Here is an 11,868-nt window from a genome sequence, read left to right as displayed (position 1 = left end):
AATGAAATTGGTGAAAAAACATTCTAGCATTCCTTAGCTAGAAGTGGTATTATAGTTAGGTCTGAATGTGAATTGATTTTAGTTTGGAGGGAAAAACATGCGCGTAAATATTACTCTAGCTTGCACTGAATGCGGTGAGCGTAACTATATTACTAAAAAGAATAAGCGAAACAATCCAGATCGCGTTGAATTCAAAAAGTATTGCTCACGTGATAAAAAACAAACTTTACATCGTGAAACAAAGTAAGCAGCAGGGAATTTTCCTGCTGTTTTTTTATGATGGGAGATGATCTGTGTGAAAAAAGAGCTTCGTCTTCAAACATTGGCCATGCTTGATCAGATAAGCGCTGAAGAGTTCAATCGCCACGCTTCTCTACTTCATGAACACGTGCTGCAGCTGTCAGAATGGAAACAGGCGAAAACGATTGCTTTGACTATGTCTAGGGGAAAAGAAATACCGACAATGCCTCTGATTGAAAAAGCGTGGGAAGAAGGAAAAACAGTTTGTATTCCCACCTGTTTTCCGAAAACAAAAGAGATGGTGTTTTATGAATATACACCTGAAACAAAGATGACATCCAGCTACTTTGGACTATTGGAGCCAGACCCTCTTGAGTCTACAGTTGTACATAAAGAAGCCATTGATTTGATCATTGTTCCTGGGGTGTGCTTCGATCAGCGCGGCTACCGTATCGGTTACGGAGGCGGCTATTATGACCGGTATTTAGCTGATTATCATGGAACCACGCTTGCTCTTTGCCTCTCTGTTCAGCAAGTAGACCATCTTCCAGCTGAACCGCATGACATACCAGTATCTATCATGGTCAGTGAGAAAGGCACATTTTATCAAAAGTAAAAGTCCGCTGCTTATGCGTAAGAACGGGCTTTTTTGTGTTGAGACTGTTTGGTTTGATGCGTTGGTCGAAGTGAATACTTTTGACTTACAACTTGATCATGATTATTGGTTCGATTTTTTTCATACCCATCTTGATTTTTGGGGTGTTGGGAAAAATAGCTTGAAAATAAGAAGAGAGCATATTAAAGCTCATGTCGCCTTGTACAATAGAACACTCAAGCTGCTTGAAGGTTTTGAAAAGCCATATCAAACATGGATTTGTATTTACGAACAAGATCCTGCATTTGACGCAGTATATATCCATACACCAAATCCAAACGATCACAACTTCCCGCACAAGATCGAAGAGTTAGAGTGGAATGGTAAGCTGCCTCATACGTTCAAGGATTTGATTGATCTTCAACAATTTGATGTAGCTTATCTTCACACAGAGTATGGAGAAGAGTTTTATATTCAATCAAAAGAACAAGGGATTAGGCTGTGAAAACTGACTAATAAAAGAGGCCATTGTCAGCGATAAAAATGATGGTTCATGCATAAACAAATCCTATTTAAGCCACGATACGAACATAGGAGGGAATATGATGAATAAAATGATTTGGAGCATTGTGTTCACACTGTTTGCATTCGTTCTTGTGCAAAATCGTTATCGGCTCATGAATTTGATCTTAGGTCAAAACCAAGTGCGTCACTTTTTTATTAAATGGCTGATGAAAATCCCATATTTTCGGACGAAATTTATTCGCCAAGCATTCTAATCCCGCAAAAGCCGGGATTTTTTTGTTGAGAAATGCGTATAAGAGTAATTCTTGCTATAATAATGTAAAAAATGGAGCGCGAATGAATGAATGTCATAGATAGTCTATTTTGGCGAGTGATTGATGAACTCAGACAAAAAGGATACGAGATGATTCAAAGTCCGTACCCAGAAGATGAAATCTTTTTTGAAGCACCACGAAACTCAGGATATGATCTCATCCGTCTCTATAGAAGAGATGTGAATTTTAGACAGGAGATCGTTCGAGATATGGAAGAGCAGGCCTTTCGGATGAATCAGTTGAGAGAAGCCATGCGTAAACGTTCTCTCCATCTCCTGCAGCTACAATTTACAGCTGATCATCCAGTAGATGATTGGGAAGACATAAACGGTCAACCGCAAAAACAGCAAAAGGTGACGGTGACACCTGTTTTACTGAATGAAGAAACCCTTCAAAACGATGGACACGAGCTGCAAAAATGGCTGAATACATCACTTTCGATTGATGTAGAAGAGGCGAAAGCAGATACAGCCGAAGATGTGATGCAGCTTAAAATGAACGTGCTTCAGGCATTTCAAGATCAGGAAAAGCAGCGTGAACGAGAACGGGCTGTTTTTCAAAATGGCAGACCGATTTTTACCTACTTGTTAATCGCAGTTCAAGTGGTGATGTTTCTTTTACTTGAATTATCTGGTGGAAGTACCAATACAGCCACTTTAACAGCATTTGGTGCGAAAAATAATATGCTGATTTTAGAGGGTGAATGGTGGCGTTTTGTGACACCTATGTTTTTACACATTGGTTTGACGCATTTACTCTTTAATACATTTGCTCTTTGGTCCGTTGGAGCGGCTGTTGAGAGAATTTATGGTTCAGGAAGATTTTTGCTCATTTATTTAATTTCCGGCATCTTTGGCTCCATAGCAAGCTTTGTGTTTAATACAGCCATCGCAGCAGGAGCATCAGGTGCGATCTTTGGCTGTTTAGGCGCATTGTTATATTTAGCGATTTCTAACCGGAAGCTCTTCTTTCGTACGATGGGGACAAATATTATCGTGATTATCCTCATCAACTTAGGGATAGGTTTCACTGTATCAGGGATTGATAATGCAGGGCATCTTGGGGGGCTCGCTGGGGGATTTTTAGCCGCTTTAGCGGTCCGTCTTCCTAAACAGTTTCAGCCTGTCAAAATGCTTCTTGCTAGTCTTCTTCTCCTCCTTATTGGCGGCTTTGGATTGTATACAGGGTTTCATTCAGACGATCAAAAAGAAGCGGCGGCAACTAGCGAGGCAGCGAGTTTATTTGATGAAAAGCACTATAGCGAAGCAAGTCAGCGTCTAGAGGAATATGTAAAGCAAAAGGATGCCTCAGCTGAAGCACTTCATATATATGCGCTTTCCGAAGCGCAGCTTGGACATCTTGACAAGGCCATTGAGTATTTGCAAAAGTCGCTTGAAAAAGATCCAAATGAGCCGAATAAATTGTATCACTTATCGTTGTTGTATGTAGAAAAAGGCGAGACAGCGGAAGCAGACGAATTCATCAAAAAAGCATTAAAACAAGATCCGCAAAATGACCAATTTTTAAAGTTGAAACAATATATTGAAAACACTCAAACACGTTGAATGACTTGACTGAAAGCGTATTTATGAATACGCTTATCCTATCTGTTGATTTAGAGAAATGGTGAAAATAATGAAAACGTTATATGATGTACAGCAGCTGCTCATGAGATTTGGAAATTACGTGTATTTCGGAGATCGTGAAGTGGAATTAGAATTTATGGCAGATGAATTGAAGGAAATGTACACATCGGGCATCATCGATCGAACTGAATGGTCAAACGCAATGACCATCCTTCAAATGGAACTAGCCAAATTAAATCGAAAAACAATGTGAAGGTGGAGGACATATGACAGGGGATTGGTTTGTAGGAGTTGATCTTGGCGGTACGACAATTAAGCTTGCGTTTATTAATCTTTATGGTGAAATTCAGCATAAGTGGGAGATTCCTACGGATAAATCTGGGCAGACAATTACAGTCGACATTGCCAAGTCAATTGACCATAAACTAGTTGAGATCAGCATGCCGAAATCAGCCCTAATTGGGATCGGTATGGGGGCACCTGGACCAGTGGATAAAGTATCCGGAATTGTCTATAAAACAACGAATCTGGGCTGGACAAACTATCCCTTGAAAGACCATTTAGAGGCAGAGACAGGACTTCCATCTGTCATTGAAAATGATGCAAACATTGCTGCACTCGGTGAAATGTGGAAGGGTGCAGGTGATGGCGCCAAAAACATCCTGATGGTTACACTGGGCACAGGGGTTGGCGGCGGTATTATTGTCAATGGAGAAGTGGTTCAAGGCGAAACAGGTGCTGGTGGAGAAATTGGTCATATTTGTGCCGTTCCATTTCAAGGAGCACCATGTAACTGCGGGAGAACAGGCTGTATTGAAACCATTGCGTCTGCTACAGGTATCGTCCGAATCGCAAAGGATACATTACAAACAAAGAGCCATACATCATCACTTGGCTCACTTACTTCGCTGTCTGCAAAGGATGTATTTGAGGCAGCAGAAAACGGAGACGAACTTGGGATGCGTGTCGTAGATGAAGTAACAACCCATCTTGGTCTGGTCCTTGCGAATCTAGCCAGTGCCTTAAACCCAACAAAAATCGTCATTGGCGGCGGTGTATCTAAAGCGGGCGAGCTTCTTCGCAGTAAAGTAGAGCGTGTCGTCAAACATCATGCCTTCCCGCCATGTGCTGAGGATGTTGAAGTGGTGATTGCCTCACTAGGAAACGATGCAGGCGTGATCGGCGGTGCATGGATGGCAAAAAACAAGTGGCTGTCTTGAACAAAAATGTCATAATGATGTCATTTTTATTAAAATCAGCGATAGATAGGCATGAAATTGAATGTTTAGCATATTCATAAGTTTGTCATGGGGAAAAAGACATTGATTTTCCAGCATAGACAGGATAAGATATACTTTAGTTATTTTTGAAGAAGCACCAATAATTGGGGATGTCCCTAACCTGAGTGCGTTTTTAGCATAAGGAGGTTACAATGCGAAAGAAAAGATTAAAGGCGATGTCATTTTTACTGATTGCGACTTTGTTAATGTGGGTGAAAACCTATGTTATCTATAAATCTAGCTTTAATATCAAAATTGAAAATTTCATGCAGGAATTTATCCTGTTTATTAATCCGCTTAGCTTTCTCTTGTTTATCTTCGGTATCGGTTTATTCTTTAAAGAAAAAAATCGCAATCGATATATCATCGTGACGAGTTTTGTTCTGACATTTATTTTGTTAGCTAACATTGTATTTTATCGATTCTACAGTGATTTTCTAACCATCCCCGTCCTATTTCAAACAAACAATATGGGTGACCTCGGGTCAAGTATTACCTCTTTAATTGAACCAGTTGATTTTCTGATGTTTGTTGATATCATCATTTTAATTTGGCTCTATAAAAAACAGCCTTCCTTTAGAACAGATGTAATGATTTCACGTAAGGGACGTGCAGCTTATTATTTATTTGTGGCAGCCACTTTCTTCTTTAACCTTGGTCTGGCTGAAACAGAAAGACCAGAGCTGTTAACTCGTTCATTTGACCGTGAGATGCTAGTGAAAAACATCAGCTTATATAACTTCCATATTTATGATGGGGTTCTGCAATCGAAGCAATCCGCTCAGCGAGCACTTGCCGACAGCAATAGCTTAACGGAAATTGAAAACTATGTAAGCGCAAATCAAACAGACCGTAATGAAAAGACGTTTGGTCAAGCAAAAGGACGAAATGTCATTTTAGTATCGCTTGAGTCTACCCAGAGCTTTGTGATCAATGAAAAATTAAATGGGAAAGAGATCACGCCGTTCTTAAACAAATTGATCAAGAAAAGCTACAATTTCAGTAATTTCTATCATCAAACGGGTCAAGGAAAAACATCCGACTCCGAGTTTATTGTTGATAATTCACTCTATCCGCTTGGAAGAGGAGCTGTATTTTTCACAAATCCAAGCAACGAGTTCAAAGCCGCACCTGAGTTGTTAAAAGAGGAAGGCTATCATTCTTCTGTTATTCATGCGAATAACAAAAGTTTCTGGAACCGTGACCTGATCTATGACAGCTTTGGCTACGACAAATTTTTTGATATTAAATCATTCGATGTAAATGAAGAAAATTCAGTTGGCTGGGGACTAAAAGATGGTCCGTTTTTTGAGCAGTCAGTGGATTTAATGAAAACGATCCCGCAGCCGTTCTATACGAGATTGATTACATTAACGAACCATTTTCCATTCGACTTAGATGAAGAAGATAAGCTCATTGATGAATATGACTCAAAGAGCAAAACGTTGAACAAATACTTCCCTACAGTGCGTTATCAAGATGAGGCACTCAAGCTTTTCTTTAAAAAAATGAAGGAAGCAGGGTTATACGATAACTCCATTTTTGTGTTATATGGGGATCACTACGGGATTTCTGAAAACCATAACGAAGCAATGGGACAATTCTTAAACAAAGACATTACACCTTTTGAAGAAGTTCAGCTTCAAAAAGTACCATTTGTTGTACACATTCCTGGTATCACGGATAAACATCCAAAAGAGATTGATACAGTTGGCGGCCAAGTGGATATCCGTCCAACAGTCATGAACCTTCTAGGAATCGATACAAGTAAGCAAATTCAATTTGGTCATGACCTATTATCAAAAGATACAAATGACTTCACAGTGCTTCGAGATGGAAGTTTTATTACGAAGGACAGTGTTTTCACAGCTGGTGTGTGCTACAACAAAGAAACGGGTGAGCCGAGAGAAGATGAGTCTGGTTGTCAGTCTTATGAAGAAAAGGCAAAGCAGGAGCTTCAATTCTCTGATCAAATTATCTATGGAGATCTCCTTAGATTTTATGACCGAAACAACTCGGACCATTCACCATCTAAAAAAGAAGATGACACTGAGCTAAAAAAGGCGTCTTAATTTAAAAGAAAACCTCTGCTATTTACATGCAGAGGTTTTCTTTTTTTACTTACTGGTTCATATAGTGTGAGAGGGGAGGGATGTAAATGAAAAAGTCGTTTGGCACAATTGAATGGCATCTGGGTGAAGCAAGGAAGGAGGATGTGGCAAAGCAGCTTGGTATAGGGAAAGAAGCTTTCTATTTGTCCAATCAGTCAAATACGGAGCACCTCCTTTTACCGGGGTATAGACTTCCAGAAGGGACCCATTCATTTCAATCGGTAGGTGATGTGAAAAGCTTCATTGCGCCTTACCGGCTCCAGCAATCAGATGATTGGATCAGCGGAACATTTGAATATGATAGCACTCACTTAGAAGGAGAGCTTCAATATTTAAAAGCTGTTTTTCCTTTTCTTCAGATGAGTGTGATTGGTCAATCAGTGCTTGATACGCCCATTTATGAAATCCGTACGGAGCCTGTACAACATTTACATTCCATACATGTTAATGCCTCTTTTCATGCAAATGAATGGATCACGACCTCTGTTTTATTAAAATGGCTTAAATCACTTTGTTTAGCGGCCTCTGACCCAGTGCAAGCAAGACATCATGAAGCGGTTCGTATATTGCAGACTACTGCTTTGTCTATTGTCCCGATGGTAAATCCAGACGGTGTTGATTTGGTTCGCAATGGTCCAGAATCTTTAGGGCTGTGCGGTGAGGAGTTCGCGCCGCTAAATGGTGGATTTTCCGATTATCGAGAATGGAAGGCGAATATTCGAGGAATTGATCTAAACAATCAATTTCCTGCTTATTGGGAAATCGAATATTATCGTAATAAGCCGAAAGCTCCGTCTTATAGGGATTTCCCAGGGCATCAGCCGTTAACAGAACCAGAAGCGAAAGCAATGGCACATCTCGCCTTACGAAAACGCTTTGACCGGCTAATTGCCCTTCATACACAAGGAGAAGAGATATACTGGGGTTTTCTTGGCCACGAACCGGCCATTTCAAAAGAGACGGTCGAACGGTTAGAACGGGTGAGTGGTTACAAAGCGATTCAATATCTTGATAGCTATGCAGGTTATCGAGATTGGTTTATTTATCAATGTAAAAGTGAGGGCTATACGGTGGAACTTGGGCGAGGTAAGAACCCGCTTTCTATGAGTCAATTTGATTCGATCTATGAAAAAACAAAGCGGTTATTGTGGGAAGCATGTAAGTATTAAAAGCACCTAATTGGTGCTTTCAGCGTGTAGACAAACCCTCGCATTCTTTGTCAGTCCTGCGTGCCAGTGCTCACGAAGGTGAAATTCGCTCCGCACCAGTACTCGTCCTTCCTAGGGCTGCAAAGGTTTTTTATCACGCTGAAAAGAAGACAAAGGGCTAAAATCAAGTTCATTTTCGCCCTTTGTCAACAATCTTTTAATACGTTCAAACCAATCAATTTCTTATGGTCAATAAAAACCGTGCTGATGTGATTGACGAGAGCATCCCTGTAAGCTATTGTGAAAGAGTGGATGTAAAAAAAAGGATATGAATTAGGGAGATGTCGATGATTGAATGCTCAAAGCCTGTGGAAACGGAATTTTACTTATCTATTTGTTTCTAAAATGTGTAAAATTACTGCTGATAGTTTATCTTTTAACACCATTTTGTGGCTTTTAGTGCTAGGGGGAAAAGGAGCAATTGGAACAGCATTTTTTATTGCCGTTAGTTTTGTCCCTCAAGCCATTATTGGGCCGTTTATTACCCCAATGATGAAGCCGCATCAATTGAAATTTTGGATGTGCTTTGCTGATTTAACTCGGGCGGCGATTATACTTGTGATTGTGGTGAGTTATTTTTATGATTTTTCTCCTTTAGCACTCATCATTGGCGGTATGTTGCTGCATTCAGCGACTGGTGGTTCCTATGAACCAGCTTCGGTGTCTATTATTCCAAAGCTTGTGCATGAAGATGTGATACAAAAGGCGAATGCAACCATTCAATCAGCCAGTCATGTGGTCAGGCTTGTGACTGTGACGATTTGTGGTGTCATGATTGCATTTGTAGGGGTAGGATATACAATGCTTGTGATTATTCCTCTTTACCTCATGTCCGCTTTGCTGGTTTTGCTGATTACATATAAAACGGAAGCGATCATGGATAAAGGAAAAAAAGGATTATCATACGGAAAACGATTAATAAGGGGATTTTCACTTGTGAAAAGTCATCATATTTTGTTTCCATTAGCCATTTTTTGTGTCTGCTCCAATTTTGCTGCGGCACCGTGGGAGGCATTGTCGGTTATTTATTTAACAGAAGATTTACATAGTGGACCAGTAGTATATTCATTCATCAAAGTGACCACGGCATTAGGTGCATTTTTGATGGGATTCATTTTAACAAAGGTGAAAGTGAATCGATACGGTCTGTTGTTTATCGGGGCAGGGATCGTTGATGGAATTGCATTTTTCATTACAGGGATGAATGCCTTATTACCACTTGTGTTTATATCTGCATTTGCCTTAGGTGCAGCCATCAGTGCAGTCAATGTACCTGAACATACGATGATTCAATTGTCAGTAAAAGCGGAGGATCAGCCGCAAGTGTATGCGATTATTAACATGATCTCGTATTTAATGATACCGTTAGGCGCTCTCATTGGTGGCTATATGGCGACGTTATTCGGTTCAGGATATGTCATTGCAGCTGGTGGACTGATCGAAGCCATTTCAGGTATATGCCTGCTCCTTTTTACAAAAATTGGGAAGCTAGAGAGAGCAGATTTGACGATAGAACGGGACAAACGAAGCTTAAACGCCACATGATCATGGCATTTTTGAATCACGATGGGTTACAATGAGAACGAGAAAGAAATAGGATGTCATTGAAAGGAGCAAGAACCATGGCGATAGCAGATGTCACCATCATTCCAATAGGCACTGAGACACCAAGCGTGAGTGCATATGTAGCAGACGTACAAAGACTGTTAGAGGGCTTTCAACAAGAAGGGAAAATCAAATATCAGCTCACACCAATGAATACTTTAATTGAAGGGGAGCTATCCGTTTTATTTGAGGTCATTCAGCGTATTCATGAGGCTCCATTTGAAAAGGGTTTACACCGAGTAGCAACCAATATCCGCATAGATGACAGAAGAGATCAAACGACCACCCTTTCAAGCAAATTAGAAAGCGTGAATAAACATTTGAATCAATAGAAAAAGCCTGCTAATTGCAGGCTTTTAATGTGCAGTTGGATAACCGCTATAGATGATGGTCATGACGGTAAACCATCCAAAAACCAAAAATGTGGCGCCAGCGAAAGCAATGGCCAGTACGTTCACTTTTTTGAGTGAGCGATAGATGCCGAGAGCGGCTAAAATCGTGACTAGACCAAAAATAATGACGAGCATCATATGAAAGTCCCCCTTTGTCATCAATCCCCTTGATTTCCTTTCTTTTCATTTTAACCGTTTTCATAAAGCTTGTCGAGTACATTCAAGTTGACGATTGTTTGAATTTTTATTGAATAGCCTTCATAATAAAAAAGAATGAAAAAAGTAGTAGGTGATGAAAATGAATTGGAGAAGAATGCCGCTAGGCTATGTGCAAGCGAACGCATATATTTGGAAAAATGAACAGGGAGAATGTTTAATTTTTGATCCAGGCGGCGAAGCGCAAAAGCTAATTTCTTATGTGAAAGAAAAACAGCTGAAACCACTTGCAGTCTTACTGACACATGCCCATTTTGATCATATTGGTGCAGCAGATGAGGTGCGTCAAGAATGGGGAATTCCGCTTTATGTCCATGAAAAGGAAAAAGAATGGCTGACAAATGCTCAGCTAAACGGTTCAGCTCGACTAATTGGTAACGGAATTACGGTCAAAGAAGCGGAACAATTGATTACGTCAGAAGGACCTCTTCAAATTGGATCGTTTACATTAGAAATGTTCCACACACCAGGTCATTCACCTGGCAGTGTGTCTTACTATTCAGCGGAAGAGGGATTTGTGATTTCTGGTGATACTTTATTCCAAGGCGGTATCGGGAGAACTGATTTAACGGGCGGTAATCAAGACGTGCTACTTCAATCGATACATGACAAATTGTTGTCATTGCCAGAATCAACTCTTGTGTTAAGTGGACATGGCGAGGAAACAACTGTGCTTACAGAACAGGAGCAAAATCCGTTTATCAATGGGTTTTCTTTATAATCGCACGCACGAAAAAAGCATCTCTTTCAAAAGAGATGCTTTTTTCTATTAATGTCCGGTACCGGGAACCATGATGAAAATCGAATAATATGTAAATCCGGCAAAGAAAATCGTCAAGTACGCTCCGAAAATGTAAATATACATTCTTTCGGATAAATTCAAGTAGGATAAAAATACAAAAAGAACGGTTTGACCGAAGAACAGCAAGGATGCATCTTTCATATGTCCTAAATAGAACATGACAGCAAAAATACCCGTCCAAAACCCAAGAACGCGGAACATGCGATTCATTTCTTTCCCTCCCCTTAAAAAACCCCTTTGATTCATATTATAGCTGATGATCACTTGTTATGTAAACATTTACATTTTTGACAACGTGTGAACATTCATTCTTTCGTTAGAAAAAATTTTTTTGAAAAAGTGATGAAAAAGTGTTTATGCCTAAATTTATGAGGGTACTTAGTCCATAAGAGAAAAGGTTAACGACCTAAGGAGGAAGACTAATGAGTGACATTACTTTTTATTCATACCCAAGCTGCACGTCTTGCCGCAAAACAAAACATTGGTTAAAGGCGAATCAAATTGATTTTAAAGAGCGTCACCTTTTCAGAGAAACGCCAACTCTAGACGAATTGAAAAAAATCCTTTCCTTAACAACAGAAGGAATGGATGAAATTTTAGCTACTCGAAGCCAAGCTTTTAAAAGCTTAAATTTAAATATTAATGATCTAAAAGTAAATGAGGTACTTCAGCTTCTCATTGAAAAGCCAAAGCTGCTCCGGAGACCTATTATCATTGATGGAAATAAATTAGTGGTCGGCTATAATCCAGGAGAACTCATGAAAATTTCAAAAAAGAAAGCGATTCATCAATCGGTTTCCTAATCAAAAACGAAGATCAGCTGAATGATGTTTCAGCCGTCTTCGTTTTTGTGCTGAACTGGGCTAGCTGGGTTCGAACCAACGATCACGGAGTCAAAGTCCATTGCCTTACCACTTGGCTATAGCCCAATATGAAACGTGTAATGCTATTGTTCACCATCTGCGGTCATTTATACATAAAAAGTTGGTTGTCA

15 protein-coding genes and 1 tRNA gene are annotated in these 11,868 nt (G+C 39.9%); 13 read left to right on the top strand and 3 right to left on the bottom strand.

From position 1 onward, the window contains the following. The first annotated feature begins 97 nt into the window (after positions 1-97). The 11 genes from rpmG (at position 98) to NST15_RS11460 (ending at position 9,796) form a co-directional block, all read left to right on the top strand. Positions 98-247, top strand: coding sequence for a 50S ribosomal protein L33 (gene rpmG / locus NST15_RS11510; RefSeq protein ID WP_008360061.1), 150 nt, complete (start codon positions 98-100; stop codon positions 245-247). Positions 248-295: 48 nt separating this feature from the next. Continuing rightward, positions 296-856, top strand: a complete 561-nt coding sequence (locus tag NST15_RS11505) for a 5-formyltetrahydrofolate cyclo-ligase (RefSeq protein WP_136944809.1) — start codon at positions 296-298, stop codon at positions 854-856. A 160-nt stretch (positions 857-1,016) separates the two neighbouring features. Continuing rightward, positions 1,017-1,340 (top strand): hypothetical protein, encoded by a 324-nt coding sequence (locus NST15_RS11500; RefSeq protein ID WP_234909092.1) that lies wholly within the window; start codon positions 1,017-1,019, stop codon positions 1,338-1,340. A gap of 100 nt (positions 1,341-1,440) precedes the next feature. Further along, a complete protein-coding gene (locus NST15_RS11495) occupies positions 1,441-1,614 on the top strand; it encodes a hypothetical protein (protein WP_017367602.1) in 174 nt (57 codons plus the stop codon). Positions 1,615-1,700: 86 nt separating this feature from the next. Next, positions 1,701-3,239 carry a rhomboid family intramembrane serine protease gene (locus tag NST15_RS11490; protein ID WP_017367601.1) on the top strand — a complete coding sequence of 513 codons (1,539 nt, stop codon included), beginning with the start codon at positions 1,701-1,703 and terminating at the stop codon, positions 3,237-3,239. A gap of 70 nt (positions 3,240-3,309) precedes the next feature. Beyond that, positions 3,310-3,513: a YqgQ family protein gene (locus NST15_RS11485; protein ID WP_008342322.1), complete on the top strand. Its 204-nt coding sequence runs from the start codon at positions 3,310-3,312 to the stop codon at positions 3,511-3,513. Between the two features lie 13 nt (positions 3,514-3,526). Continuing rightward, complete coding sequence (locus NST15_RS11480) at positions 3,527-4,480, top strand: ROK family glucokinase (RefSeq protein ID WP_007501244.1); 954 nt, start codon at positions 3,527-3,529, stop codon at positions 4,478-4,480. A 212-nt stretch (positions 4,481-4,692) separates the two neighbouring features. Further along, positions 4,693-6,612: an LTA synthase family protein gene (locus NST15_RS11475; RefSeq protein WP_017367600.1), complete on the top strand. Its 1,920-nt coding sequence runs from the start codon at positions 4,693-4,695 to the stop codon at positions 6,610-6,612. 86 nt (positions 6,613-6,698) lie between these two features. Next, positions 6,699-7,820, top strand: coding sequence for a M14 family metallocarboxypeptidase (locus NST15_RS11470; protein WP_017367599.1), 1,122 nt, complete (start codon positions 6,699-6,701; stop codon positions 7,818-7,820). A gap of 330 nt (positions 7,821-8,150) precedes the next feature. Beyond that, positions 8,151-9,404 carry an MFS transporter gene (locus NST15_RS11465; protein ID WP_342498542.1) on the top strand — a complete coding sequence of 418 codons (1,254 nt, stop codon included), beginning with the start codon at positions 8,151-8,153 and terminating at the stop codon, positions 9,402-9,404. A gap of 77 nt (positions 9,405-9,481) precedes the next feature. Beyond that, on the top strand, positions 9,482-9,796 hold the full coding sequence (locus NST15_RS11460) for an MTH1187 family thiamine-binding protein (RefSeq protein WP_017367597.1): 315 nt from the start codon (positions 9,482-9,484) through the stop codon (positions 9,794-9,796). A gap of 24 nt (positions 9,797-9,820) precedes the next feature. Here the strand turns inward: NST15_RS11460 and NST15_RS11455 are convergent, their stop codons facing one another. Further along, entirely contained in the window at positions 9,821-9,994 is a 174-nt protein-coding gene (locus tag NST15_RS11455) for a DUF2759 domain-containing protein (protein WP_003217333.1), read from the bottom strand. Between the two features lie 160 nt (positions 9,995-10,154). Here NST15_RS11455 and NST15_RS11450 point away from each other — a divergent pair, with 160 nt between their 5' ends. Then, positions 10,155-10,793, top strand: coding sequence for an MBL fold metallo-hydrolase (locus NST15_RS11450; RefSeq protein ID WP_017357989.1), 639 nt, complete (start codon positions 10,155-10,157; stop codon positions 10,791-10,793). Positions 10,794-10,841: 48 nt separating this feature from the next. Here the strand turns inward: NST15_RS11450 and NST15_RS11445 are convergent, their stop codons facing one another. Beyond that, positions 10,842-11,084 carry a DUF2626 domain-containing protein gene (locus NST15_RS11445; RefSeq protein WP_003217440.1) on the bottom strand — a complete coding sequence of 81 codons (243 nt, stop codon included), beginning with the start codon at positions 11,082-11,084 and terminating at the stop codon, positions 10,842-10,844. 212 nt (positions 11,085-11,296) lie between these two features. On the opposite strand from NST15_RS11445, the gene NST15_RS11440 reads away from it, so the two are divergent. Further along, positions 11,297-11,677: a Spx/MgsR family RNA polymerase-binding regulatory protein gene (locus NST15_RS11440; RefSeq protein ID WP_007501232.1), complete on the top strand. Its 381-nt coding sequence runs from the start codon at positions 11,297-11,299 to the stop codon at positions 11,675-11,677. Positions 11,678-11,732: 55 nt separating this feature from the next. Here NST15_RS11440 and NST15_RS11435 read toward each other — a convergent pair. Next, a tRNA-Gln gene (locus NST15_RS11435) sits at positions 11,733-11,803 on the bottom strand. Positions 11,804-11,868: the final 65 nt, after the last annotated feature.

It is taken from the genome of Bacillus sp. FSL R5-0820 (assembly GCF_038593385.1).
Classification (GTDB): domain Bacteria; phylum Bacillota; class Bacilli; order Bacillales; family Bacillaceae; genus Bacillus; species Bacillus altitudinis.
Note: the sequence above shows the minus strand (reverse complement) of the source record. Positions and strands in the feature narration are given on the sequence as shown.

Coding starts and splice junctions, on each gene's coding strand:
- rpmG (WP_008360061.1), top strand. CDS start 98: ATGCGCGTAAATATTACTCTAGCTTGCACTGAATGCGGTGAGCGTAAC.
- NST15_RS11495 (WP_017367602.1), top strand. CDS start 1,441: ATGAATAAAATGATTTGGAGCATTGTGTTCACACTGTTTGCATTCGTT.
- NST15_RS11490 (WP_017367601.1), top strand. CDS start 1,701: ATGAATGTCATAGATAGTCTATTTTGGCGAGTGATTGATGAACTCAGA.
- NST15_RS11485 (WP_008342322.1), top strand. CDS start 3,310: ATGAAAACGTTATATGATGTACAGCAGCTGCTCATGAGATTTGGAAAT.
- NST15_RS11480 (WP_007501244.1), top strand. CDS start 3,527: ATGACAGGGGATTGGTTTGTAGGAGTTGATCTTGGCGGTACGACAATT.
- NST15_RS11475 (WP_017367600.1), top strand. CDS start 4,693: ATGCGAAAGAAAAGATTAAAGGCGATGTCATTTTTACTGATTGCGACT.
- NST15_RS11470 (WP_017367599.1), top strand. CDS start 6,699: ATGAAAAAGTCGTTTGGCACAATTGAATGGCATCTGGGTGAAGCAAGG.
- NST15_RS11460 (WP_017367597.1), top strand. CDS start 9,482: ATGGCGATAGCAGATGTCACCATCATTCCAATAGGCACTGAGACACCA.
- NST15_RS11455 (WP_003217333.1), bottom strand. CDS start 9,994: ATGATGCTCGTCATTATTTTTGGTCTAGTCACGATTTTAGCCGCTCTC.
- NST15_RS11450 (WP_017357989.1), top strand. CDS start 10,155: ATGAATTGGAGAAGAATGCCGCTAGGCTATGTGCAAGCGAACGCATAT.
- NST15_RS11445 (WP_003217440.1), bottom strand. CDS start 11,084: ATGAATCGCATGTTCCGCGTTCTTGGGTTTTGGACGGGTATTTTTGCT.
- NST15_RS11440 (WP_007501232.1), top strand. CDS start 11,297: ATGAGTGACATTACTTTTTATTCATACCCAAGCTGCACGTCTTGCCGC.